Raw genomic sequence first — 24005 nt, forward strand, 5'->3', positions numbered from 1 at the left:
GAGCCACCACCACGTTTCACCTGGCGCGCGTTAAAATGAGAGATCCACGACCACGCTGTCGCTGTAGCTGCCTGCTACGGGTGTGGTTTGGTTAGTTAAAATCTGTGCGGTGTAATTAAAGGTGCGGGTTAGCCCATCAACACTGATGCTATTCGCCGCCGTACTGGCAACGCGCTCGCTGCCAACAGGCCCCCAGCGCAGGGTGCTGGTATTTTGATAAATCTCATAGGCGAGCTGGTTGCTGCCGCTGGTCATATAGCGCTGGCTCCCCACTGCATGGCTACCGTTGCTCAGTCCCACCGTATAGGTGCTGTCTTTAGTACAGATGACATTAATCGACTGGGCGACTTTACTGAAGCTGCTGACCAGCGGTGCACTGCCAAAGCTGATGTTGGGGGCGGTGATAGTGGTGCAATCGTTAGTGATAGTCATACTGGCGGTAATGGGCACCGTGCCGGAGCTGGTTATCTGACTGCCCAACAAACACAGCCCCAGTGCGCCAAGCCCGGTACAGACGTTGTAGCTGACCAGCATATTCATGACGCCCGTATAGCTCCCGGCGGCCACCACCTGACCCGGCACGGTGCGCATATACACCGGAATGGTAAAGTTTTGCCCGCCCAGCAGACCCACCAGATTCACTAACTGAGAAGAGCTGAAGCTCACGGTGGTTCCGCCAATGGTCATCTCATTGCCGCAGGCGGAATCGCTACACAGCTGGACGGGAATGCTATCGCTGCCGCTACTGCTGGTCTTAAGTGCGCCACGTGTACCGCTGGTAAAGGTCGCGCTTGCCACCTGTATTTTGACGTAATCCGTTGAAAGCAGCGAAAGAATACTGCCCGATCCGCAGTTGACGTTCACGCTGGCCGAGGTGGCACTGGCGGTGGTATTCACCGCAAAAGAACTGACGCTGCCAAACGAGGCGGTCGACGAGGGTAAGGTGCAGGCCGCCCATCCCGGGAGGGAGCATGCCATCAGCAGCAAGAACAGAACGGCTGAGATTTTTTTCATCATGGTGCTCCTGGCGCATCGGCGGAGAGAGTGCAGGTTAGCGGTCCATAGGTCCTGAGGGATACAGGCCGTCCGCCGGGAACCTTCAATACTGACTCGCAGTGTCGCCCGTCCGGCGTTTCGGCCCTGAACGGGTTTTCGGGCTGGAGATTTTCCATCCAGGCAATGCCGTCCCAGCCTACGTATTCCGTGGCCTGACCCTGGCGGATAAGCTGGGTTGACACGGGAAGAGGTTGCCCGTCCTGATCGAGCAGGATAACGCTGGCGGCGCGCAGCGGGACGATGGGGAAATGCAGCAGATAACCGCTCTGACGCTTAACCGCGAAGCGCTGCTCGACCGCTGAGGTCGTCATATCCACCGGCAGGTCGAGCGTATTGATCGCATATTTCGCCGGATACCACGAGCTGACTCTCGGCACCAGCAGGTAACCCTTGCTATTCGTCTTACCCATTAACTGATTCTCATAGTCTACTTCGACTTCGGGATAATCGGTTTTTACCAGTACAAAGGCATCATTCACCTCATTGGCGGCAAACAGGCTGCCATCCATAAACACCAGTGACCCGGTGATATCTCCAAACTGGGTGCTGTAATCGCTGTCACCGTAGAACCCTGCTGAGGTCTGAATCAGGTCATTACGCCAGCTAACACTGCCCTGGGTGAAGTCGCTGCCGCTACTCTCGCGTGCCCAGGAGGCATCATAGGAAAAGCCCCCTTCGGTGGGCATGGCGCGTGAGACGCCCAGATGCTGTGCCGTGCCGCCAAAACGGTCGCGCTCCAGGCCGATGCTGGCATTTCCCCGTTCGCTGAAGGGGATCACCAGTGAAACGGCACCGGACCATACGTCCTGCTGCTGGTCATGGGTGGCGGAGAGGTAAAGGCTACTGTTACCCCAGATATCCTTACTCCAGGAGAGGTTCAACAGCTGGGTTTTGTTGCCGTTGCCGCTGGTAATATCAATAAAAGCCGCGCCCAGGCTGCCGTACTGGTTCAGCGACAGGCTGACATTATACTGGGCGCTGCGGCGGCTAAGCGTATATTCCGTTCTGGTCGCCCCACTGCTGCGATCGCCATACAGCGCCAGATTGCTGAAGTCAGCGGTGCGAATAATATGCTGAGTGCCGATGCTAAAGCGGCTGTTATTGTACTGATAGCCCCAGCTGTACTGGTCACCGCTCTCACCGTCCATCTGGCTGCGGGTCACCGCGCTATTCACTACGCCGAGCGAGCCGATGCGCAACTGCCCGCCCGCGCCGGCCAGCGCCAGGGACTCTGCGGCCTCGGCGTGGCTCTCCAGCGTCAGCCAGTCGTTCAGACCATATCGCCACGAGCCGCTGGCAGCGCCCGCGCCATAGTCTGCGTTTTTGACCCCGTAGTTTTCGCGCAGCGCACCGGCAGAGAAGGAGAAGTCCGACAGGCCGGGCTTCAGCAGATTGCTGGAGACGTAGAAAGGCATTGTCGTGGTGATGCGACGGCCAGTTGCATCGGTGGTCACCACTACCGCGTTTCCCGCCCCATTGACGAAAGGCATATTGGTCATCGTCCATGGACCGGGCTGCACGTTGTTAGAACTGTTTCTGTAGCCGTTGACGAACAGATCGACGGTCGAGGGAACCGCCGCCTGGCCGGAAAAAGCGGGCAGGGGGTAGGTGATAATATCCGGGCGCACCGAGAAATCCCGTGCAATCTGGATGCCGCCCAGCCTGACGCTGTTGCTCCACGCCAGTGAATCCGTAATCAAATCCCCTACGCGCCAGCTCAGGGATCGCTCCTCATCCTGATTGCTCCACCAGCTGTCGTAGCGGAGATAGCCATCATTTTGATAACCCGGCGAACCGGCGATCTGCTGCTGATAAACACCGTTGGTCGAAAGCTGCCCGCCGCTGCCAAACAGGCGAAACTCGCTCCACGCGGAAAGACGTGTACCACTCTGGCTGGTCCGGCTGGTGTAGAGATCGTAGTTAAACAGTGCACCTGGCGTGCTGAGTCCGGGGTAGCGTGGCTGTTGATTGTCGCTGCCGCCCAGATGCTGAGCCGGGAGCCAGTCGGGCGGCACGGTCAGCAGAATGCGCTGGCGGGCGGCGTCATAATTTGCCTTCACGCCTGGCAGGGTAGAGACATCCACCATTGAGGAGCTGATTTGCGCCGCCGGAATACCGGCCCGCTGAAGATCGCCCGCCCTGAGAAGATAGTGGTCGCCGTTAAACGTAACGGGTACCACCTGCTGGCTGTCGCGATCGTTTACCACCAGGCCCAGCATATATTGCTGCTTCTGCGGGCCAGCCTCATTTTTTACCGGCGGCGGCGGCAGTGAGGACCAGGTCTCTGCCCGCCCGGCCCCGGGCAGCAGACTTCCCAGCAGGCTGACGACGACGGGCAGGTAGTGGCTTACTGAAGCTAAGCTGTGCCTGCTCATCGGTTAGCGTGGCGAGCCAGTGCTGCGCCAGCTTTTATTATTATCCAGCTCGGCGCGCAGCTCCGCGCTATTGGAGGCCGGAAAGTTCAGTGGGAAAGTGTTGCTGGCACTGGCCAGCACGTAGCCAAACAGGCTATTCGATAGCGTGCGACCGCCCAGGCTAACTTTGCTCAGACGGGCGTGACCTTTTCCACTGTTGGTAATTCTCAACGCGCTATGGCCGTCCTGGGTGATCACCCGCCAGCTTAACGCAGGCTGGGCAGTATCCGCAGAGAGGCCCTGGCCGTAGGTAAACAGCGGCACGGAGTAGCGCATCTGGAAGTTCAGTCCGGCCTGATTCGGTGCCTGGCTCTGAGGGGTGGGAATTTCATCCAGTACCACACGCCAGGCCATTTCTTTGCCCGGCGGCGGCGGGACCTGATTGATCAGGCGTACCAGCTGCTTTTGCCCAGGCTCGATTCTGACCAGCGGCGGGCTGGCCACCACGCTCTGCTGCGTCTGATACTGCTCTTTGCCATCAATCTGCTGCCAGTTAAAAATCCTGACCTGCATAAGCGTGGTCGCCCCGCCCCGGTTCTCAATCCATAGCTCTGTCGCCTTATCCCCACTGGGGATTTTGGGATCGATGGGCCAGATCAGTACCGAATTACCCGCCCGGACGGGTGATAAAAATGCGCCGCCGATCAGGCAAAAAAACAGCGCAATAAGAGGTAACCTATTCATATATGCTTCTCGTTTTCCCTTTCTCACCAGCTCAGCGTTACCGTCAGGGTATCGCTGTAGGTGCCGGCACGGTTGACTCCGCTGAGCTGCACCAGACCGTAAACCGGCAGGGTGATGTTATTGGCATTACTGAAGGCCAGCGCCACATTCTGACTCACCGGGATTGCGCTGACGGCACTGTGGTTGGCGTTGGTGTAAAGCGAGTAGCCAATCAGATTGGTATTATTCGCCACCTGCATATTCCGGGTCGTGGAATAATGCGCGCCGCCGTCAATGCTCAAATTCAGCGTGGTGCCGGGCGTACAGGCCAGCGTAAACGCAGCATTTTGCGTCAGGCTGGCACTGGCCGACCTGCTGCCTACGCCCGGTAGTGTGCCGAAGTTCAGCGCACCCAATACGGCAGTGTTGGTACCGGAAATCACACAACCGTTAACAATCGATGCGCTGATCTCAAAGGTCTGTGTCGGAAGTGGCCACGCAGGGTTGCTGATAACGCTGAGTAACATGCAGAACGCACCCGCCAGCCAGGCTCCGGTTTTCAGCCACGCCAACACAAGGCGTTCCCCTTCAGTAACAATCAGTAATTCACGGCGACGTTAATCGTATCCGTGTAGGTTCCCGCGGGGATCGCGGCGTTAAACCCACCGCCGCTCACCCGGCCATAAACAGGATAATTATCGCCGTTGACCGGATCGGTGGTGCCCGTATTGACCAGATTGGCATTGTTTGCGATGGGAGTGGTGTAAGCGGTGCTGCCATACAGGGTATAGGCTATTCCCTGAGTCGCATCACTGCCCAGAACCAGATAGCGCGGCTGCGCGGTGACGGCACCATAAACGGTAGCCGGTGCTTCATTACTGCTGGTGAGCTGAACATTGTAGGTCTGACCCGTGGTGCAGCGAACGAAGATACCGTTACCCAGCGAGCCAACTAAGGTGGCGTTGAGCGTATCAAAGGTCCCTGCGCTGCTACCAAAGTCCAGAGTACCGAAATTAACGCCTGTGGTAGCCGACTGGCCGTTGACAAGGCAGCCGGTAGTGAGCACCAGCGTGGCGTTAATGGTGCCCGTCGTGGTAGCGGTAAAACCGGACGTCACCGTGCCAGCGCTCAGTGCGCAACCCAGCAGAAAAAGCTTCAGTTTCATAACCATTCCTTACTGATTAGATCGATGAAAGTGCTTTTTCGCCTGATGTAAAAGTGAACAAATTACCGTAATATTTAAAGAAAAAATAATGTATTAGTTTTAATAAATGGCCGTAAAGCGCGTTTCTTCGCATCAGCAGCAGCGTAATATATAGGGTTTTCTTTACTATATAACAACTAAGGGATACGTGAACAGCCGCAAGAAAAAATAATATTTGCTGCTGCGAAGGGAAAAAGTTTTATACGTCCCAGGCCACGGATAGTGGGAGAAAATGGCCATTTTTAAGAATTATCTTATTATCGTAAAGTAAATATTTGAAGAGCGTGGTATGTTCTGTGAGCGATTAAGCCGTACCACAAAATTTTAAAACCACGCGTGCCGACCCGGGCAGGTAAAGTCATTAAGTCAGGCCAGCCCTCTATATTTATATTCCGGTTAACAATGGTCCTGTTTTGCGCGTGAGATAAAGGGGTATTGGTAAGAATTAAGAAAGTTTTGTTTAATAAATCAGCGCCACGCTACTGGCTGCAAAAACCGAGATCCACCTATGCTTATGAGTTCCTGGGACCCGCTGATGGTCATCGCTTCCGTGGCCGTTGCCTTTCTCGCCTCCTATACCGCGCTGGATATGGCGGGCAGGGTAACCACCACGACGGGAAAAGCCGAAACGTTCTGGCTGATTGGCGGCGGGTTTGCAATGGGAATTGGCATCTGGTCAATGCATTTTATCGGCATGCTGGCGATGGATCTTGCAATGGCAATGAGCTATGACCCCAGCCTGACGGTTATCTCTATGGCGGTTGCCATTGCCGCATCGATTTTTGCGCTGTGGATTGTCTGTTATGGTCAGCTTACGCTCGGGCGGCTGATTATTGGCGCACTGGTGCTCGGTAGCGGCGTCGCCTCCATGCACTACATTGGCATGGCAGCTCTGATGCTGGCACCGGGCATCGACTGGAACTGGCGCTGGGTAGTGGTGTCGGTGGTTATCGCGTTGCTGGCCTCGGTGGTGGCTTTGTGGCTGGCATTCAGGCTGCGTCAGGGGAATGGGCGACTCGGGCTGCTGCGGGCCGGCGCGGCGATGGTGATGGGCGGAGCTATCGCCGGGATGCACTACACCGGTATGGCCGCCGCGAATTTCCCCATGAACAGCCATGCGACCGGGCAGGGCGTAAACAGTCAGTGGCTGGCGGTGGTGGTCACCGTGGTGACGTTATCCATTCTCGGTATTGCGCTGGTGGTCTCCACGCTGGATGCCCGGCTTCAGTCGCGAACCTCGGTGCTGGCCTCTTCCCTGGCGGAAGCCAACCGGGAGCTGGCTCAGCTGGCGCTACATGACAATCTTACCCGGCTGCCAAACCGTATTCTGCTGGAAGACCGTCTGAAGCAGGCCCTGGCTAAAGCCATTCGTGAAGAGAGTACCTTTGCGGTGATGTTTATGGATCTCGACGGCTTTAAGGGGGTAAACGACGCGTTTGGTCACCATACCGGCGATAATCTGCTGATCGCCGTGACTGACAGAATGAACGCCCAGCTCAAATACCTTCATACGCTGGCAAGAATCGGGGGCGATGAATTTGTGTTGCTGCTGGAAATAAGCGAACCCAATGATGCTGCCGTCGTCGCCGACAGGCTGGTCAAAGCGATTGGTGTGCCCTTTACCCTCTCCCTTTACGAACTGCTGGTTTCCCTGAGTATTGGGATCGCCGTTTTCCCTGGGGACGGTCGGGACGAGCGCGAGCTGATGTTTAATGCCGATGCGGCGATGTACCACACCAAAAAGAATGGGCGCAATGGCTACAGCTTTTTTCAGCCATCCATGAACACGCTGGCGCAGAATCAGCTACAGCTGATAAACGATCTGTGGCTGGCTATCGCAAACAATGAGCTGCGCCTCTTTTATCAGCCTAAATATGGCGCAACGGATGGGCAGATCCTCGGTTTTGAGGCGCTGATCCGCTGGCAGCATCCGCAGCGCGGGCTGCTTATGCCGGATGTCTTCCTGCCGGTGGCGGAAAAAACCGGCCTTATCGTAAGCCTGGGTAACTGGGTGATTAACGAGGCCTGTCGCCAGCTGCGAATCTGGCATCTTGCAGAGGATCCGCGCTGGTCCGCGGCGGTTAACCTCTCCACCGTGCAGTTTGAACAGGTCGGTCTGGTAGAAACCATCACCCGGGCGCTGGCGGAGTATCATATTCCGGCAGAGTTATTGACGCTGGAGGTGACCGAAACAACCGCAATGCGTGAGCCAGAGGAGAGCATCCGTATTCTGACCGAGCTGGCTGCACTGGGTATCAAAACGTCTATTGATGATTTTGGTACCGGCTACTCCAGCCTGCTTTATCTGAAGCGGCTACCGGCCAGCGAACTGAAAATCGATCGTGCGTTCGTGAGCGAACTGCGGCCGCAAAGTGGTGACGCCACGATTATCACCGCCATCGTTGCACTGGCGCAGACGCTGAATCTGAAAGTGGTGGCCGAGGGCGTTGAAACGCAGGAGCAGCAGGCATTTTTGACCCGGCTGGGCTGTGATTCGCTCCAGGGCTATCTTCTGGGTCGCCCGGTACCTGCCGGGCAGGTGCCACAACTCAGACGAAATGTGGTCACCGATCAAAAAGAGGCGCAACCTTCTGAGCCGGGGAAAAAGAGCCGGCCAGCCCTGCCGGACACTGTCTAAATGCGTACGCCGTGCCTATAATAACCGCCAGTAATCCTCAAGGAGTCGGTAACGGTTTTGGCAAAATATCAGCGGCTTATCGATCGTATTACCCAGCAAATCGCGGCAGAAATCTGGCTGCCGGGAGAGAAACTGCCCTCGCTGCGTGAACAGGTTGCGCTCAGCGGCATGAGTCTGATGACGGTGATGCACGCCTATCAGGTGCTGGAGAGCCAGGGATGGATCCGCTCCCGGCCACAGTCAGGCTACTTTGTCGCACCGCGCGCAGAATTCCTCAGCCAGCCGGTTGGCCATCAAAAAGTGCAGCTGGCGGAGTCGGTCGACATTAACGCCTTTATTTTCGACGTGCTTCAGGCCGGTCGCTGCCCGCAGATCGTCCCCTTCGGTTCCGCTTTCCCCGACCCTGAACTTTTCCCCCAGCGGCAGCTGATGCGCTCACTCAGCGCCGTGTCGCACTCTCTGACTCCAGCAGATGCGATAAATAATCTGCCGCCCGGCAATGAAACGCTGCGTAAAACGCTGGCGCAGCGCTACGCCCTACAGGGGATTGCCGTTTCTCCGGATGAGATTGTGATCACCAATGGCGCAATGGAGGCACTGAACCTCAGTATGCAGGCGGTGACCGAACCGGGTGACTGGGTGGTAATTGAAAATCCCTGCTTTTATGGTGCGCTACAGGTTATTGAGCGCCTGAAGCTGAAGGCCGTCGCCATTGCGACCGATCCCCGCCTCGGGATGGATCTTGATGAGCTGGCGCGGGCGCTGGCGCGCTGGCCGATAAAAGCCTGCTGGATGATGACCAACCAGCAGAACCCGGTTGGCTGTACGCTGAGTCGCGAAAAAAAGCAGCAGCTGGTGGCGCTACTGGCGGAGCATCGGGTCGCCCTGATTGAAGATGATGTTTACAGCGAACTCTACTTTGGCAGTGAAAAACCGCTGCCCGCAAAGGCGTTTGATAGCCAGAACGATGTGCTGCACTGCTCGTCCTTCTCTAAAAATCTGGTTGCGGGGTTCCGCGTGGGATGGGTCGCGGCGGGCAAACATGCCAAAAAGATCCAGCAGCTACAGCTGATGAGTACGCTGGCTACCAGTGCGCCTATGCAGCTGGCGCTGGCCAACTATCTGGGCACCCGGAGCTATGACAGCCATCTGCGGCGTCTGCGCCAGTCGCTGGAGCAGCGTAAAAATCTGGCCCGTCAGTCACTCCGACGGCATCTGCCCGCCGCCGCCAGAATCAATGACAGCCAGGGCGGCTATTTCTTGTGGATTGAACTGCCTAAACAGGTGAATACCACCCTGCTTTATACCCGCGCGCTTGAGTACAACATCAGCATCGCGCCAGGTAAAATGTTCTCTTCCGGCGAGCAGTACGCTAACTATTTCCGCTTTAATACCGCCTGGGCATGGGGGGAAGCACAGGAGGCCGCCGTCGCGACGCTGGGTAAGCTGATTGCGGCAATGCTGTGAGCGCTTTATGGGCCAGCAGGCAAGCTGGCCTGTGAGAGGTCAGACGGCAGAGGCGCGCTGCTGGCCCCAGGTCAGATGGTAGACGTCATAGAAATCCACTTCGCCTTTCAGGGTCAGCAGCTTCCTGATCCCCTCCTTCACCCGCTCAGGCACCTGCGAGCTTTGCATAATTTCCGCTATGGCGGTGTCAGAAAGCGTACGCACGTAATACCACTCGCCGTTATAGCAAACGCGCAGATCGAGCGTATCAATATCTTCAAAGCGGTAGCGGGGATTGATATCCAGCATCATCAGGCCGCTCATCAGTAAAACGAACAGCGTAGCGCCCCAGAAAGCGGGCCAGCCCAGAAATTCCGTGGTGAAAATCAGCGCCACCGTCAGGGCATAGCAGACGTACATAGAGACCCACAGACCCGGGTGACTTTTCAGAAAATTAAAGCTGAAGCGCGGCTTGTTATCACGTCGCTCCTCGCGGTTCAGGGTATCAATTTCACGCAGCAGGATTTGTTTAATATCGTTCACGTTATACCTCACTCGTTATTGTTATTAGTAGACCACAGTGGGTAAAGTCATGACAGACACAGTTTGCGATAATTCAGGTATAACAGTTGTCATTATTCCTGGAGCAGTGCGCGGGATCTCTTACTATACTTCCGAACCCGATCTCAGGAGATGCCCTATGCTGCCGCATGCTGGAAATTTGCTCGCTATGATGTCCTTTGCCGCTGGCACCTTTTCCGCCGGGGCGTCGAACAATCCACAACATCTGACCTTTCAGCCGGCGCCTGAGGTGCCGAACAACCTTTTACCGCTGATTATTTATCCGCAGGTGGTGCCGGAAGACGTCGGGGATATTGCCCGCTATTTTGAAGATCTGTTTACCGCTCACCACTGGCTGCCGCGCTGGCGCTACCCGATCTATCCCTGGACACATTATCACCCTAATACCCACGAACTGCTGGGCATCGCAGCGGGTCGGGCGCAGGTCCTGTTTGGCGGAGAAACGGGCAGGGTGGTCACCGTTCAGGCGGGCGATGCGGTACTGATCCCGGCGGGCGTGGGACATCAGCAGCTTTCCGCCACCGAGGACTTTTTCGCGGTGGGGGCGTACCCACGCGGTATGCAGCCTGAAACGCGACGGGATGACCCAGCTTTAATGCCTCAGTCCGTTGTGGATATCAGCCGTGTCCCGCTGCCGCAGCAGGATCCGCTCACCGGCGGTGAAGGGGCGGTGACGGAGATTTGGCATCCTCTGGACGTGCGCGAATAACGGCAGTAAAGCATTAATGACAGAATCAGAGGTGAACATTGAATATCATTGCGATCGTAGGACCGCAGAACGTCTTCTATAAAGATGAACCTATCCGTGAACTTGATAACGTATTGAATATCCGGGGCTTTAAGACAATTTATCCGAAAGACGGTAACGACCTGCTCAAGCTGATTGAACACAATCCCCGTATCTGCGGCGTGATTTTCGACTGGGATGAACACAGCCTCGATCTCTGTAGTGAGATCAACCAGTTAAATGAATACCTGCCGCTTTATGCCTTTATCAACACCCATTCCACCCTGGATGTGAGCATCAATGAGATGCGCATGGCCATCTGGTTCTTTGAATATGGCCTGGGGGGCGCAGAAGAGATTGCCCAACGCATCCGCCAGTATACGGATGAATATATTGATACCATCACCCCGCCGCTGACAAAGGCGCTGTTTAACTATGCGAAAGAGGGAAAATACACCTTCTGCACGCCGGGACATATGGCCGGAACCGCATTTCAAAAAAGCCCGGTTGGCACGCTGTTCTATGACTTTTACGGTGCTAACACCCTGAAGGCGGATATCTCTATCTCGGTGACTGAACTGGGATCGCTGCTGGATCACACCGGCCCCCACCTGGAGGCGGAAGAGTATATTGCACGTACCTTTGGTGCTGAGCAGAGCTATATGGTGACTAACGGCACCTCGACATCAAATAAAATCGTCGGTATGTATGCGGCCCCGGCCGGGAGTACGGTGCTGGTGGATCGTAACTGCCATAAATCACTGACTCATTTGCTGATGATGAGCGACATTATTCCAATCTGGCTGAAACCCACGCGTAACGCGCTGGGGATCCTCGGCGGGATCCCCAAACGGGAGTTCACCAAAGAGAGCATCGCGCTGAAGGTGGCCCAGACCGAGCGTGCCAGCTGGCCGGTGCACGCGGTGATCACCAATTCGACCTACGATGGTCTGCTCTATAACACCCAGTATATTAAAGAGACGCTGGAGGTCCCCTCCATCCACTTTGATTCTGCCTGGGTGCCCTATACCAATTTCCACCCAATCTATAACGGCCTGAGCGGCATGAGCGGTGAACGTACGCCGGGCAAGGTTATTTACGAAACGCAGTCCACGCATAAGCTGCTGGCGGCCTTTTCCCAGGCTTCACTGATCCACATTAAGGGGGAGTACGACGAACACACCTTTAACGAAGCCTACATGATGCATACCACGACCTCGCCGAATTACTCCATCGTGGCGTCGATAGAAACGGCGGCGGCCATGCTGCGGGGTAACCCCGGTAAGCGATTGATTAACCGCTCGGTTGAGCGCGCGCTGCACTTCCGCCGCGAGATCCAGCGGCTGCGCGAAGAGTGCGACGGCTGGTTCTTTGATATCTGGCAGCCAGATGGCGTTGACCAACCTGAATGCTGGCCCATTCAGCCGGGCGAAGAGGAGTGGCACGGCTTTATGGATGCCGATGCGGATCATATGTACCTCGATCCGATCAAAGTGACCATTCTCACCCCCGGGATGAGTGAGCAGGGTGAAATGGCGGAGGAAGGCATCCCGGCAGCGCTGGTGGCGAAATATCTGGACGAACGTGGGGTGGTGGTTGAAAAGACCGGCCCCTATAACCTGCTGTTCCTGTTCAGTATTGGCATTGATAAAACCAAGGCGATGAGCGTGTTGCGCGGGCTGGCTGAATTTAAGCGCGCCTACGATCTCAACCTGCGGGTGAAGAATATGCTGCCGGATCTCTATGCCGAAGATCCTGACTTCTACCGAACCATGCGCATCCAGACGCTGGCTCAGGGGATCCACCGGCTCATCAGCGAGCACGATCTGCCGCGCCTGATGCTACAGGCCTTTGCGACGCTGCCGGAAATGAAAATGACGCCCCACCAGATGTTCCAGCAGCAGGTCCGTGGTAATGTCGAAACGGTGGATATCAGCGAACTGGTGGGACGCGTTTCTGCCAATATGATCCTGCCCTATCCGCCGGGCGTCCCGGTGGTGATGCCAGGGGAGATGATCACCGAAGAGAGCCGCGCGGTGCTCGATTTTCTGCTGATGCTCTGCACCATTGGCCGTCACTATCCGGGCTTCGAAACGGATATTCACGGCGCAACATTGACCGGGGAAGGCCAGTATCTGGTGCGGGTGCTCAAGTCATAATCGGTAGCCACGTCTTCGCGGAATTTTGCCATTCTCATTCCGGGCATTTCCGCGTAGCGTAAAAGGTCAAATTCATCATCAAGAGAGCACTATGTTAGGTATCAGGCAGATCCACCATATCGCCATCATCGCCAGCCATTATGAAACCAGTAAGGCATTTTATTGCGACCTGCTGGGCTTTACGCTGATGGACGAAGTTTACCGTGAGGCCCGCGACTCGTGGAAAGGCGACCTGGCGCTAAACGGCAACTACGTTATCGAGCTGTTCTCCTTTCCCCAACCGCCTGCGCGGCCCACGCAGCCTGAAGCCTGCGGTCTTCGCCATCTGGCTTTCAGCGTCGCGGATATCGACGCTGCAAAGCGTGAGCTGGAAGCGAAAGGAGTGAACTGCGAGGAGATCCGCGTGGACCCGCTTACCGATAAGCGTTACACCTTTTTTGCCGATCCGGACGGCCTGCCGCTGGAGCTGTATCAGGCGTAATAAATGTCGGGCGATGTCTGGTACCGTAGCTGTATCAGGCGTAATAAATGGTTGCCAGTGTCTGCCGCTGTCGTTGGCTTTTGCGTAATGAATCATGGGCGGTGACAGGCGCTGGCACGGTATTAAATACTCCCTCAGGCTCGTTGAGGATTTGCTGTGAACGCCTGACCATGCGTAAAATAGCCTCCGACGCCCCCGGTCTGAGAGGGCCGGGTTTTAACGTGAATCGTGGGATCCTCATGCCAGTCTCGCTTCTTCCTCAACTGCATCTTGCCGGACATCAACGCCTGCTGGTGGCCTACAGCGGCGGCCTTGATTCCAGCGTGCTGCTCCATCAACTGGTTCTGTTGCGCAGGCAGCTTCCCGATCTCCAGCTAAGAGCGATACACGTCCATCACGGGCTCAGCCCGTTTGCGGATAAGTGGGCCGACCGCTGTCGCCAGCAGTGCCTGCAGTGGCAGGTGCCGCTCGAGGTGGTACAGGTGCAGGTGAACAGTCGGCAAATGGGTGTAGAAGCGGCCGCCCGGACTGCGCGTTACGATGCGTTTAAACAGCATATCCAGCCGGGCGAGTGCCTGGTGACCGCCCAGCATCAAAACGATCAGTGTGAAACGCTGCTGCTGGCGCTTAAGCGCGGAAGCGGGCCAGCCGGACTGGCTGCCATGCCGCTGCATGCCTCGCTGGCAGGCCATGCACATTTGCGCCCGCTGCTCTCACACACGCGAGAACAGCTCGAGACCTGGGCGGCTGACCATCAGCTGAGCTGGATCGAGGATGAGAGCAATCAGGACCAGCGCTATGACCGCAATTTTCTGCGGCAGGCCGTGCTTCCCCTGCTGACGGCACGCTGGCCGCACTTTTCACAGGCCGTTTCCCGCAGCGCAGCTCTGTGTGGCGAACAGGAGCAGCTGCTGGACGAGCTGCTGGCAGAGTCATTATCGCATTTAGTCACGGCGGACGGGGCGCTAACCTTTCCCCCGCTGGCGGAGATGAGCGACGCGCGACGCAGCGCGCTGTTGCGTCGCTGGGTCGCGGGGCAGGGAGGGCTGATGCCGTCTCGTGATGCTTTGCAGCGTATCTGGCAGGAGGTTGCCTGTAGCCGCGAAGACGCCGCGCCGCGACTGGTACTTGGCCGGTTTGAAGTACGACGCTTCCGGGACAGGCTTTACTGGCTTGTGCTCAGTAACGCCGTGCGCGATGACGTTATTGACTGGCCTTCCCCCTGGGAGCCGCTAACGCTACCCGACGGCCTGGGGCAGCTGTTAACGGGTACCGAAGGCCTTGCAGTGCGTACGCCGGAAGAGGGAGAAAAGGTCACCGTTCGTTTTCAGGCCCCGGGACAATTCCATATTCCCGGCCGGGCCGGAAGTCGCTCGCTGAAAAAGCTCTGGCAGGAGTGGGATATCCCCCCCTGGCAGCGAGGGCGTACGCCGCTGATTTTTTACGGTGAGCGCTTTGTCGCGGCCGCCGGGGTCAGGGTTACCCGCGAGGGGGAACCTTTATCGGAAAAGGTATGGAAAATACACTGGAAAAAATAAGAGCAGACAACATGATAAGAAAAATATTACTCATGCTATTTCTGGCGAGCTTAACGCTACCGGCGCTGGCACAGGGCGATGCTCAGGCGGGCGCGCAGAAGGCAGCAAGCTGTCAGGGATGCCATGGCGCGCAGGGTAAGGCGCAGGTGGCGCTCTATCCTAACCTCGCCGGGCAGAATGCTGACTATCTGGCTCATGCGCTACAGGCCTATAAAAAAGGGGAACGTAATGGCGGTCAGGCAGAAGTGATGAAGGCGTTTGTGGCAGGTTTAAACGATAAAGATATTGACGATTTGGCTGCATGGTATGCCAGCATGAAGCCGTGAAAGGGCCGTCATGCGGGCGGAATAGCGTCCGCCCGCATGACGCTTAATCAGACTCGCTGACCACGACGGTACCCAGCTCCGGATGGGTGAAGCTGGCGATGTGGTCCAGGCGCAGCTCGCGGACTTCACCGGAGAGATCGATGGCCAGAAACTCCACATTCTTACGTGACACCATATCGGTGGCCCTGGCACTAAGCTGCTCGCCATTTTTAAGTTCAAGCGATAGCGTCCAGCTTTTCTGGCAGGCGAGTTCCAGGTTGTCGTAATCATCACAGTTGATAGGTCTGTAGGCTTCATTCGTCAACATAATCGCTCACCAATAAGTTAGCAGCAGCAAACGCTGCCTGTTCCCTGATGGAAGAGTGTAGCTCAGTATTAGCCGCTACCTCGTTGAGTGCTTTCAATACGCACGCTAATGCGTCCGGCACGTATCCCAGTTCGCCACTGCCTATTTCAGCGTATTTACGGCGGACTAATTCACAATACTTTTGCACATGCACCTCCTGACAGAGTTTTCTCTGGCGATTTAGCGACTATAACACAGGCTTTTACATGAAATCAGCCTGGCAACAGGTCATTTGCGGTGTCATCGGGTTACAATGGCGGTCAATCAAGATAAGGATCTTTATGGCACTCAAAGCGACCATCTACAAGGCGACGGTGAACGTTGCGGATATGGACAGAAACGTTTATCTCGACGCCAGTCTCACCCTGGCCCGTCATCCGTCTGAAACGGAAGAGCGCCTGATGCTGCGCCTGCTGGCGTGGCTGGTCAACGCCGATGAGCGGCTCACATTTACCCGTGGGCTGAGTGCAGAGGATGAGCCTGAAATCTGGCTGATGAACGACCATAACGGCATTGAGGTATGGGTCGAGCTGGGCCTGCCGGACGAGCGCCGCATCAAAAAGGCCTGTAACCGTTCTGCCCGGGTATTTTTGTACACGTACACCAGTCGCGCGGCGCAAATCTGGTGGCAGCAGAACCAGAATAAACTGGCGCAGCAGGATAACCTCACCATCCGTTTCCTCGATGACGAGCAGCTGAAAGCGCTTACCCAACTTGCTTCGCGTTCGATGACGTTACAGGCTACGGTGCAGGATGGCGCGATCTGGCTCTCTGACGACCAGCATCATCTGGAGCTGCACTTTACCGACTGGTTAATCAACGGCAAGCTGGCATGATAGTTATCTCTAATAACGTCACCATTCCGGACAGTGAGCTGGAGATAACGGCGATTCGGGCGCAGGGTGCGGGTGGACAGCACGTTAATAAAAGCTCTACGGCGATCCACCTGCGCTTTGATATTCGCGCATCCAGCCTGCCGGAATTTTACAAAGAGCGGCTGACGGCCACCAGTCATCATTTGATCACCCCGGAAGGCGTGGTGATCATCAAGGCCCAGGAGTATCGCAGCCAGGAGATGAACCGCGAAGCGGCGTTGAAGCGTCTGGGAAATTTGATCCAGGAACTGACCGTGGTGGAGAAAAAGCGACGCGCAACCCGACCGACGCTGGCGTCAAAGAAACGCCGTCTGGAAGGCAAGGCGCGTAAGGCGACAACAAAATCAATGCGCGGGAAAATGCGTGGTGCACCGGAATAACGGATGCGTTGCGCGGAAAAGCGTGGCGCACCGGAATAACGGATGCGTTGCGCGGAAAAGCGTGGCGCGCTGAAGTAGCGGACGCGTTGCGTGCTGGGCAGACTGGGGTGTGGAGAAGACGTTACGGTGAGTGGGTATGAGCGTGGCAGGCTGCATCAGCAGCCTGCCACGGAGAGGGCTTAGCCGTCGATTTCAGCTAACAGGAAATCAAGGATTTCGCCGGTCTTAATCATGCGTTTTTCCCCTTCGCGACGGGATTTATACTCAATCTCTTCGCTGTCCAGGTTACGGTCGCCAATGACAATCGTATGTGGCACGCCAATCAGCTCCATGTCGGCGAACATCACGCCCGGGCGCTCTTTACGGTCGTCGAGGATAACCTCAATGCCTTTCGCACGCAGCTGGGCGTAAAGCTCCTCCGCCAGCTCCTTCACGCGGAAGGATTTGTGCATGTTCATTGGCAGGATCGCCACCTGGAAAGGTGCCAGCGCCGCAGGCCAGATAATTCCACGGTCGTCATGGTTCTGTTCAATTGCCGCCGCAACAATGCGGCTGATGCCGATGCCATAACAGCCCATAGACAGAACCTGGTTACGGCCGTCTTCACCCTGCACAGAGGCTTTCATCGCTTCGGAGTATTTGGTGCCGAGCTGGAAGATATGGCCCACTTCAATGCCGCGCTTGATCAGCAGCGTTCCCTTACCATCCGGACTGGCATCGCCCTCGACGACGTTGCGGATATCCGCCACGCGCGGCAGCGGCAGATCGCGCTGCCAGTTGATGCCGGTAAAGTGTTTGCCGTCAATATTGGCACCTGCACAGAAGTCGCTCATGGCCGCCACGGTGCGGTCAACCACCACCGGCAGTGACAGGCCTACCGGGCCAAGTGAACCCGGGCCTGCACCGATAGCCGCGCGGATCTCTTCCTCAGTGGCAAAGGTCAGCGGCGCGGCAACGATATCAATTTTCTCAGCTTTGATTCCGTTCAGCTCATGATCGCCGCGCACCAGCAGGGCAACCAGCGAGTGGCCGCTTTCCGCAGCCGCCTTCACCAGCAGCGTCTTCACGGTTTTTTGGATCGGCAGACCGAACTGTTCAACCAGCGCAGCGATAGTTTTCGCCTCTGGCGTGTCAATCTCATTCAGTTCCTGAGTGGCGTCCGGACGACCACCGGCAGGAGCGACGGCCTCTGCCAGCTCAATGTTGGCCGCATAATCCGATTCGGTAGAGAAGACGATATCGTCCTCACCGCTTTTCGCCAGCACCTGAAACTCATGGGATGCGCTGCCGCCAATTGAGCCGGTATCGGCCTGCACCGCACGGAAATCCAGCCCCATCCGGCTAAAGCTCTGGCCGTAGGCACGATACATCGCATCGTAGGTCTCCTGTAAAGAGGCCTGCGAAATATGAAAGGAGTAGGCATCTTTCATAATAAACTCACGTGAGCGCATCACGCCAAAGCGAGGGCGCACTTCATCACGGAATTTGGTCTGGATCTGGAATACGTTCAGCGGCAGCTGTTTGTATGAGCTCAGTTCGTTACGGATCAGGTCGGTAACCACTTCCTCATGCGTCGGGCCGAGCACGAAAGGGCGATCGCCACGATCGACAAAGCGCAGCAGTTCCGGGCCGTACTCCTCCCAGCGTCCACTTTCCTGCCACAGATCGGCGGGCTGCACGACCGGCATGGAAATCTCAATTGCACCGGCGTTATTCATCTCTTCACGCACGATATTTTCGACTTTTTTAAGTACGCGCAGGCCGGTCGGCAGCCAGGTATAAAGCCCGGATGCCAGCTTGCGGATCATCCCGGCGCGCAGCATCAGCTGATGGCTGATCACTTCAGCGTCGGCAGGCGTCTCCTTCTGAGTGGAGAGCAGGTATTGAGTAGTACGCATGAGTTACGATTCCAGTTAAGCAGAAAGCTTACGAATTAAGCCAGGCAGTTAAAATGCTGACGGTAGTGTACCAGCGAGTTTTAACTCTCAAAAGATGCAGGGGAATAAATTAACGCGGATCGACAGCGATCACGACAGTTCCTGTGCCCGTCACGCACCAGCGAACGTTAAAATCGAGCAGCCAGGCGGCATATTCCCGCTCGGGCTCTTCGCCCTTACGGTAGGCCGGACGAGGATCCTGGGCCAGTACCTGACGGATAAAACGCGCCAGGTGCGGATAGCGCTGGCGCTGGCTGGCAACCTGTTGCTCCGCCAGCGGGGAGAACGTTACCGGCATTGACGCATCCGGTGCCTGTTGGGCAAATCCGGCGCGGGCATCAGGAATGGATTCTGCAAACGGCAGATAGGGTTTGATATCAACAATGGGGGTGCCATCCACCAGGTCAAGGCTTCCCAGCTCCAGCACAACGCTGCCTTTATCCACTCTAATCCCGGTCAGCTCGACCAGCGACATCCCCACCGGGTTAGGACGAAACGTTGAACGGGTACTAAAAACGCCTACCCGCGCGTTGCCGCCCAGCCGCGGAGGGCGTACGGTGGGGCGCCATCCCCCTTCCATCGTCTGATGAAAGACAAACAGCAGCCATAAATGGCTAAATTCCTCCAGTCCGCGTACGGCTTCGGGCTGATTGTAAGGGGGGAGCAGGTGAAGTTCACCACCGCCATCCTGCACAAGGCCCGGCTGGCGGGGAACGGCAAACTTTTCCTTCCAGGGGGAACGAAGGGTGCCAATTTGCTGGAAGGAAAATGCACTCACTGGTTGGACACTTTCAGGGCAGACCCCTGACACACGGCCTGGCGGTAGCAACCCTGCGCACTACTTACGATTTCACACTGATGGAGCAGTACGGCATTGGCTTTCATCGTTGACGCGCGCGTCTGCATTCTTCTTCGAGCGGTTGTAATATTTGGCGGTGAGCTCTGTGCGCTGTTCTGGCAATCTTCACCATAGACTTCGCCCAAATCGCGGAACGGCTTACTGACCAGATCGCCAGCATCGGTGTAAAGTTTTACCGGGACAGGGCGCGGCGCAGGTTTGGTGCGTGCTGGCTCAGTTTGCGTAGTTTGCTTGAAGGGCTCGACGGGTTTGTACGGTTTATGCAGCAGCGAACACCCTGTCAGCGAAAGGGCTAACAAACAGAGCGGTAAAACACGCATGTGAAGTTCCTTATAGTCGGTAAAGTGACGTTATTGAAGCAACCCTGGTGGGTAATAACAAGCGTTCTGGAAATAATAAAGCGGGCAATCGCCCGCTTTGTCAATGGCGTCACGGCTATCACCGAAGTGAAACCGCAGATCCTGGCATTTTACCAGCCTTTTACCGCACCGCCGTTGAAGATTTTGCTCGCGGCGTTGCTGACTTCGTCAGAGTGATACGCCTCAACGAATTTCTTCACGTTTTCAGCATCTTTATTATCTTCACGTGCAACAATCATATTCACGTAAGGTGAGTTTTTGTCTTCCACAAAAATGCCGTCTTTCTCTGGGGTGAGGTTAATCTGGCTGGCATAGGTGGTATTAATGACTGCCAGAGCGATCTGCTGATCGTCCAGCGAGCGAGGGAGCTGCGGCGCTTCCAGCTCAACCAGCTTGATATTTTTCGGGTTCTCTACCACGTCCAGAGTCGTTGGGAGCAGCCCGGTGCCCTCTTTAAGCTTAATCAGGCCCACTTTCTGCAACAGCAGAAGTGAACGCCCGAGATTCGTCGGGTCGTTAGGAATTGCGACCTGCGCGCCATTCTGTAGCTCATCCAGCGATTTGATTTTCTTAGAGTAGCCCGCAATCGGATAAACGAAAGTATTGCCGACGGAAACCAGCTTATAGCCGCGATCCTTGATCTGCTGATCGAGATAAGGCTTATGCTGGAAAGCATTGACGTCAATATCGCCTTTGCTCAGCGCTTCATTAGGCAGTACGTAATCGTTAAAGGTGACCAGCTCAACGTCCAGACCGTACTTATCTTTAGCCACCTGCTTAGCGACTTCAGCAACCTGCTGCTCCGCACCGACGATCACGCCAACTTTAATATGATTAGGATCTTTTTCTTTGCGATCGCAACCAACCAGTGCCAGCGTACCAATTAGCGCGCCTACAGCGGCCAATGTTTTAAAATTAAAAGACATATCCCTTCCTTAATCTGAATGTGCTGTTATTTATGCGTGACCGCGCGAACGATGCGGTCACCACTGAATTGGATCAGATAAACGAGTACCACCAGTAACACCAGTACCGTATTCATGACCGTCGCGTCATAGCCGATGTAACCATACTGATAGCCAATCTGACCAAGGCCCCCGGCGCCGACTGCGCCCCCCATAGCAGAATAGCCTACCAGCGTAATCAGCGTAATCGTTGCTGCATTTACCAGCCCCGGCATCGCTTCCGGCAGCAGCACTTTGCGTATGATCTGCATCGGGGTGGCGCCCATGGCGCGTGAAGCCTCAATCAGCCCGGACGGGAGCTCAAGCAGGGCATTTTCCACCATGCGGGCAATAAAGGGTGCAGCCCCCACCGTCAGCGGAACAATGGCTGCCTGCAAACCTATGGAGGTGCCGACGATGATGCGGGTAAATGGAATCATCCATACCAACAGAATAATAAAGGGGATGGAGCGGAAGATGTTCACCAGCGCAGAGAGGAGGCGGTAGAGTTTTTGGTTGGACATAATCTGCCCCGGACGCGTCACGTAAAGCAGCACGCCGACCGGAAGGCCCAGTACAAAACCAAAAAAACCGGAAACGAAGGTCATCATCAGCGTTTCCCAAACGCCCCGGCCGAGAAGCCATACCATTGCCTCAGACATAACCCAGTACCTCTACCTTTACATGGTGCTCTTTAAGAAAATTGATCGCCGCCTGCGTGTCAGCATCCGTACCGTGCATTTCGGTGAGCATAATGCCGAACTTCACGCCGCCCGCGTAGTCCATCTGCGCGCTGATAATATTGTTGTTCACATTGAAACGGCGAGCCGACTCAGAGAGTAATGGGGCATCTACCGACTGGCCGGTGAACTCCAGGCGCAATAAAGGTACGGCGTCAGGCCGCGGATCCGCCGTCAGGCGCGCCGAATAATCGTCGGGAATATCCAGATGGAGCGTGGAGTGAATAAACTGCTGTGCCAGCGGCGTCTTAGGGTGCGAAAACACTTCGCTGACCGTATCGTTCTCTATTAACTCACCGTTGCTGATCACCGCTACCCCGTCACAGATGCGCTTAACGACATCCATCTCATGGGTGATCAGCAGTATGGTGATGCCCAGGCGGCGGTTGATGTCCTTAAGTAATTCAAGAATGGCGCGCGTGGTTGCCGGGTCGAGGGCGCTGGTGGCTTCATCGCACAGCAGCACTTTAGGATTGGTGGCCAGCGCGCGGGCAATAGCAACACGCTGCTTCTGACCGCCGGAAAGATTGGCCGGCCAGACATCATGCTTGTCCGCCAGGCCGACAAGGGCCAGCAGCTCAGTAACGCGCGTTTTGATCTCGCTGCTGGTCAGCTTGCCCAGCTCCAGCGGCAGGGCGACATTGCCAGCGACGGTACGGGAGTTCATCAGGTTGAAATGCTGGAAAATCATGCCTATTTGGCGGCGCGCCCGGGTCAGCTGGCTTTCAGAGAGCGTGGTGAGCTCCTGATTATCGACCAGAACAGACCCGGAAGTGGGGCGTTCGAGTAGATTAACGCAGCGGATCAGGGTGCTTTTCCCCGCCCCTGATGCGCCGATGACGCCGTAAATTTGCCCCGCAGGCACATGCAGGCTGACGTCTGACAGCGCCGTGATGGTGCGTGTGCCCTGCTGGAACACCTTAGTTATGTGCGAAAGTTTTATCATTTTAAGTGCGCTGCTGTTTATCCATGGCGTTAAGTAAAGTGCTTCCCGAGCAACGCCGGGCGCGAGTGGATGGTAAGGCATCCAGACGGCTGAATCAATCAAAGTATGATTCACTACTCCGCCAGGGAATTCTCGCACAATGAACCATTCGTAGCGCAGCGGCATTGTTGAAAAAGCTTCGGGTCGTCCTTTATAGCGAATTTGCTCACAGGCAGGTACGGTGCTTTGGATCGCAGGGGGATAGGTCGCATTAGCTTACGGGCAGATTGGGTGCATTCGCTCACGGCCTGGGGCGGTGACGTTATGCTACGGTCACACTACGACGCTTTACGCCTGAACAGGGAATGTTGTGGTCAGGCTACCGGGTGAAAATGCGATCGTCATTACTCTACTGGTTCTGTTACGGGCGCAGGGATATGATATGCCCCAACGCAACAGGTAATTACAGGAGCTTCCGGTGGCTAATACCGTACCCGCAATATTTCTCGATCGCGACGGCACAATGAATGTCGATCATGGTTACGTGCATGAAATCGACAACTTTCAGTTTATTGATGGCGCGATCGACGCAATGCGTGAACTTAAGAAAATGGGTTTTGCGCTGGTGATGGTAACTAACCAGTCCGGTATTGCGCGGGGTATCTTTAATGAAAATACCTTTATGCAGCTCACCGAATGGATGGACTGGTCGCTGGCCGATCGTGAAGTCGATTTAGATGGCATCTACTTCTGTCCGCATCTCCCGGACGCGGTAGTAGAAGAGTATCGCCAGCAGTGCGACTGTCGGAAGCCACACCCCGGCATGCTGCTGTCCGCTCAGCAGGAACTCCACATCGATATGGCCGCTTCTTATATGGTAGGCGACAAACCTGAGGACATGCTGGCAGGAAAAGCGGCAGGCGTGGGTAAAAAGGTTTTAGTGCGTAGCGGTAAGCCAGTGACGGAAGAGGGTGAAAATGCAGCAGACTGGGTCATAAACAGCCTTGCAGACCTGCCTGCACGCATTAAACAGGGCTAAAAAGCAGCGTTCTGCACGAACTTTCAGCGAACGGTAAAAAACTTCATTTTTATACTTGCCTTCCCCGGGCGCATCCCTATAATGCGCCTCCATCGACACGGAACAACGGCTTACAGGCCGCCGGGTTGAGAGGGTCAGGAAGCTGAACCGCCGGAGAAAAACTTCCCAAAAAGAAGTTGACTCTGAAGGAGGAAAGCGTAATATACGCCACCTCGCAGCAGGCCGCCAAGGCGCCAGCCGCAACGCTCTTTAACAATTTATCAGACAATCTGTGTGGGCACTCGCAGGATTGATATCAGCGCCGCAAGGCGCAAAAAATATCAAGTCTTAAGAGTGAACACATAATGAAATTCATTATGACGTTTTA

At 55.9% G+C, this 24005-nt stretch carries 24 protein-coding genes; 10 read left to right on the top strand and 14 right to left on the bottom strand.

Annotated elements, in window-relative coordinates; genetic code table 11:
* Positions 1-30: 30 nt before the first annotated feature.
* From AC4PCC_RS03030 to AC4PCC_RS03050, 5 genes are all read right to left on the bottom strand, one after another.
* On the bottom strand, positions 31-1017 hold the full coding sequence (locus AC4PCC_RS03030) for a Csu type fimbrial protein (protein ID WP_492126360.1): 987 nt from the start codon (positions 1015-1017) through the stop codon (positions 31-33).
* Positions 1014-3431, bottom strand: a complete 2418-nt coding sequence (locus AC4PCC_RS03035) for a fimbria/pilus outer membrane usher protein (RefSeq protein ID WP_492126361.1) — start codon at positions 3429-3431, stop codon at positions 1014-1016. Before AC4PCC_RS03035 ends, AC4PCC_RS03030 begins: the two co-directional genes overlap by 4 nt.
* 3 nt (positions 3432-3434) lie before the next feature.
* A complete protein-coding gene (locus AC4PCC_RS03040; RefSeq protein WP_492126362.1) occupies positions 3435-4154 on the bottom strand; it encodes a fimbrial biogenesis chaperone in 720 nt (239 codons plus the stop codon).
* A 23-nt stretch (positions 4155-4177) separates the two neighbouring features.
* Entirely contained in the window at positions 4178-4660 is a 483-nt protein-coding gene (locus AC4PCC_RS03045; RefSeq protein ID WP_492127446.1) for a Csu type fimbrial protein, read from the bottom strand.
* A 71-nt stretch (positions 4661-4731) separates the two neighbouring features.
* Complete coding sequence (locus tag AC4PCC_RS03050; protein WP_492126363.1) at positions 4732-5298, bottom strand: spore coat protein U domain-containing protein; 567 nt, start codon at positions 5296-5298, stop codon at positions 4732-4734.
* A gap of 547 nt (positions 5299-5845) precedes the next feature.
* Here AC4PCC_RS03050 and AC4PCC_RS03055 point away from each other — a divergent pair.
* Both AC4PCC_RS03055 and AC4PCC_RS03060 read left to right on the top strand, forming a co-directional pair.
* Complete coding sequence (locus tag AC4PCC_RS03055; protein ID WP_492126364.1) at positions 5846-7975, top strand: putative bifunctional diguanylate cyclase/phosphodiesterase; 2130 nt, start codon at positions 5846-5848, stop codon at positions 7973-7975.
* A 57-nt stretch (positions 7976-8032) separates the two neighbouring features.
* Positions 8033-9442, top strand: coding sequence for an aminotransferase-like domain-containing protein (locus AC4PCC_RS03060; RefSeq protein ID WP_492126365.1), 1410 nt, complete (start codon positions 8033-8035; stop codon positions 9440-9442).
* 39 nt (positions 9443-9481) lie between these two features.
* On the opposite strand, the gene AC4PCC_RS03065 is transcribed toward AC4PCC_RS03060, so the two are convergent.
* Positions 9482-9964, bottom strand: coding sequence for a YlaC family protein (locus tag AC4PCC_RS03065; protein ID WP_492126366.1), 483 nt, complete (start codon positions 9962-9964; stop codon positions 9482-9484).
* 157 nt (positions 9965-10121) lie between these two features.
* Between AC4PCC_RS03065 and AC4PCC_RS03070 the strand changes: the two genes are divergently transcribed.
* From AC4PCC_RS03070 to AC4PCC_RS03090, 5 genes are all read left to right on the top strand, one after another.
* The gene (locus tag AC4PCC_RS03070) at positions 10122-10712 is read left to right on the top strand and encodes a cupin domain-containing protein (RefSeq protein ID WP_492126367.1); all 591 of its coding nucleotides are present in this window, start codon (positions 10122-10124) and stop codon (positions 10710-10712) included.
* A gap of 38 nt (positions 10713-10750) precedes the next feature.
* Positions 10751-12889, top strand: coding sequence for a lysine decarboxylase LdcC (locus AC4PCC_RS03075; RefSeq protein WP_492126368.1), 2139 nt, complete (start codon positions 10751-10753; stop codon positions 12887-12889).
* A gap of 91 nt (positions 12890-12980) precedes the next feature.
* Positions 12981-13370 (top strand): VOC family protein, encoded by a 390-nt coding sequence (locus AC4PCC_RS03080; protein ID WP_492126369.1) that lies wholly within the window; start codon positions 12981-12983, stop codon positions 13368-13370.
* A gap of 239 nt (positions 13371-13609) precedes the next feature.
* Positions 13610-14908, top strand: coding sequence for a tRNA lysidine(34) synthetase TilS (gene tilS, locus AC4PCC_RS03085; RefSeq protein WP_492126370.1), 1299 nt, complete (start codon positions 13610-13612; stop codon positions 14906-14908).
* 11 nt (positions 14909-14919) lie between these two features.
* Complete coding sequence (locus AC4PCC_RS03090; protein ID WP_067706271.1) at positions 14920-15234, top strand: c-type cytochrome; 315 nt, start codon at positions 14920-14922, stop codon at positions 15232-15234.
* A gap of 43 nt (positions 15235-15277) precedes the next feature.
* Here the strand turns inward: AC4PCC_RS03090 and rof are convergent, their stop codons facing one another.
* Together rof and AC4PCC_RS03100 are read right to left on the bottom strand one after the other, a co-directional pair.
* A complete protein-coding gene (gene rof / locus AC4PCC_RS03095) occupies positions 15278-15541 on the bottom strand; it encodes a Rho-binding antiterminator (RefSeq protein ID WP_492126371.1) in 264 nt (87 codons plus the stop codon).
* Complete coding sequence (locus tag AC4PCC_RS03100) at positions 15528-15728, bottom strand: YaeP family protein (protein ID WP_067706275.1); 201 nt, start codon at positions 15726-15728, stop codon at positions 15528-15530. The genes rof and AC4PCC_RS03100 overlap by 14 nt, the downstream gene beginning before the upstream one ends.
* 133 nt (positions 15729-15861) lie before the next feature.
* On the opposite strand from AC4PCC_RS03100, the gene AC4PCC_RS03105 reads away from it, so the two are divergent.
* Together AC4PCC_RS03105 and arfB are read left to right on the top strand one after the other, a co-directional pair.
* Complete coding sequence (locus AC4PCC_RS03105; protein ID WP_345828925.1) at positions 15862-16416, top strand: YaeQ family protein; 555 nt, start codon at positions 15862-15864, stop codon at positions 16414-16416.
* A complete protein-coding gene (gene arfB, locus AC4PCC_RS03110; RefSeq protein WP_067706279.1) occupies positions 16413-16835 on the top strand; it encodes an alternative ribosome rescue aminoacyl-tRNA hydrolase ArfB in 423 nt (140 codons plus the stop codon). Before AC4PCC_RS03105 ends, arfB begins: the two co-directional genes overlap by 4 nt.
* 179 nt (positions 16836-17014) lie before the next feature.
* Here arfB and proS read toward each other — a convergent pair whose 3' ends face one another.
* From proS to metN, 6 genes are all read right to left on the bottom strand, one after another.
* Positions 17015-18733 carry a proline--tRNA ligase gene (gene proS, locus AC4PCC_RS03115; RefSeq protein ID WP_492126372.1) on the bottom strand — a complete coding sequence of 573 codons (1719 nt, stop codon included), beginning with the start codon at positions 18731-18733 and terminating at the stop codon, positions 17015-17017.
* 109 nt (positions 18734-18842) lie between these two features.
* Positions 18843-19550, bottom strand: a complete 708-nt coding sequence (gene tsaA / locus AC4PCC_RS03120) for a tRNA (N6-threonylcarbamoyladenosine(37)-N6)-methyltransferase TrmO (RefSeq protein ID WP_067706281.1) — start codon at positions 19548-19550, stop codon at positions 18843-18845.
* A complete protein-coding gene (gene rcsF / locus AC4PCC_RS03125) occupies positions 19547-19951 on the bottom strand; it encodes an Rcs stress response system protein RcsF (protein ID WP_067706283.1) in 405 nt (134 codons plus the stop codon). Before rcsF ends, tsaA begins: the two co-directional genes overlap by 4 nt.
* A gap of 149 nt (positions 19952-20100) precedes the next feature.
* Entirely contained in the window at positions 20101-20916 is an 816-nt protein-coding gene (locus AC4PCC_RS03130; protein ID WP_492126373.1) for a MetQ/NlpA family lipoprotein, read from the bottom strand.
* Between the two features lie 26 nt (positions 20917-20942).
* On the bottom strand, positions 20943-21596 hold the full coding sequence (locus AC4PCC_RS03135) for a methionine ABC transporter permease MetI (protein ID WP_492126374.1): 654 nt from the start codon (positions 21594-21596) through the stop codon (positions 20943-20945).
* Complete coding sequence (gene metN / locus AC4PCC_RS03140) at positions 21589-22620, bottom strand: methionine ABC transporter ATP-binding protein MetN (protein ID WP_492127447.1); 1032 nt, start codon at positions 22618-22620, stop codon at positions 21589-21591. Before metN ends, AC4PCC_RS03135 begins: the two co-directional genes overlap by 8 nt.
* A gap of 457 nt (positions 22621-23077) precedes the next feature.
* Here metN and gmhB point away from each other — a divergent pair, with 457 nt between their 5' ends.
* Positions 23078-23638: a D-glycero-beta-D-manno-heptose 1,7-bisphosphate 7-phosphatase gene (gene gmhB, locus AC4PCC_RS03145; RefSeq protein ID WP_492126375.1), complete on the top strand. Its 561-nt coding sequence runs from the start codon at positions 23078-23080 to the stop codon at positions 23636-23638.
* Positions 23639-24005: the final 367 nt, after the last annotated feature.

The sequence above is a fragment of the Erwinia sp. L03-1 genome (genome assembly GCF_058686115.1).

Excerpts from the sequence above, each read along its gene's own strand:
- AC4PCC_RS03030 (WP_492126360.1), bottom strand. The coding sequence starts at position 1,017 with ATGATGAAAAAAATCTCAGCCGTTCTGTTCTTGCTGCTGATGGCATGC.
- AC4PCC_RS03035 (WP_492126361.1), bottom strand. The coding sequence starts at position 3,431 with ATGAGCAGGCACAGCTTAGCTTCAGTAAGCCACTACCTGCCCGTCGTC.
- AC4PCC_RS03040 (WP_492126362.1), bottom strand. The coding sequence starts at position 4,154 with ATGAATAGGTTACCTCTTATTGCGCTGTTTTTTTGCCTGATCGGCGGC.
- AC4PCC_RS03045 (WP_492127446.1), bottom strand. The coding sequence starts at position 4,660 with ATGTTACTCAGCGTTATCAGCAACCCTGCGTGGCCACTTCCGACACAG.
- AC4PCC_RS03050 (WP_492126363.1), bottom strand. The coding sequence starts at position 5,298 with ATGAAACTGAAGCTTTTTCTGCTGGGTTGCGCACTGAGCGCTGGCACG.
- AC4PCC_RS03055 (WP_492126364.1), top strand. The coding sequence starts at position 5,846 with ATGCTTATGAGTTCCTGGGACCCGCTGATGGTCATCGCTTCCGTGGCC.
- AC4PCC_RS03070 (WP_492126367.1), top strand. The coding sequence starts at position 10,122 with ATGCTGCCGCATGCTGGAAATTTGCTCGCTATGATGTCCTTTGCCGCT.
- AC4PCC_RS03080 (WP_492126369.1), top strand. The coding sequence starts at position 12,981 with ATGTTAGGTATCAGGCAGATCCACCATATCGCCATCATCGCCAGCCAT.
- tilS (WP_492126370.1), top strand. The coding sequence starts at position 13,610 with ATGCCAGTCTCGCTTCTTCCTCAACTGCATCTTGCCGGACATCAACGC.
- AC4PCC_RS03090 (WP_067706271.1), top strand. The coding sequence starts at position 14,920 with ATGATAAGAAAAATATTACTCATGCTATTTCTGGCGAGCTTAACGCTA.
- rof (WP_492126371.1), bottom strand. The coding sequence starts at position 15,541 with ATGTTGACGAATGAAGCCTACAGACCTATCAACTGTGATGATTACGAC.
- AC4PCC_RS03105 (WP_345828925.1), top strand. The coding sequence starts at position 15,862 with ATGGCACTCAAAGCGACCATCTACAAGGCGACGGTGAACGTTGCGGAT.
- arfB (WP_067706279.1), top strand. The coding sequence starts at position 16,413 with ATGATAGTTATCTCTAATAACGTCACCATTCCGGACAGTGAGCTGGAG.
- proS (WP_492126372.1), bottom strand. The coding sequence starts at position 18,733 with ATGCGTACTACTCAATACCTGCTCTCCACTCAGAAGGAGACGCCTGCC.
- rcsF (WP_067706283.1), bottom strand. The coding sequence starts at position 19,951 with ATGCGTGTTTTACCGCTCTGTTTGTTAGCCCTTTCGCTGACAGGGTGT.
- AC4PCC_RS03130 (WP_492126373.1), bottom strand. The coding sequence starts at position 20,916 with ATGTCTTTTAATTTTAAAACATTGGCCGCTGTAGGCGCGCTAATTGGT.
- AC4PCC_RS03135 (WP_492126374.1), bottom strand. The coding sequence starts at position 21,596 with ATGTCTGAGGCAATGGTATGGCTTCTCGGCCGGGGCGTTTGGGAAACG.
- metN (WP_492127447.1), bottom strand. The coding sequence starts at position 22,620 with ATGATAAAACTTTCGCACATAACTAAGGTGTTCCAGCAGGGCACACGC.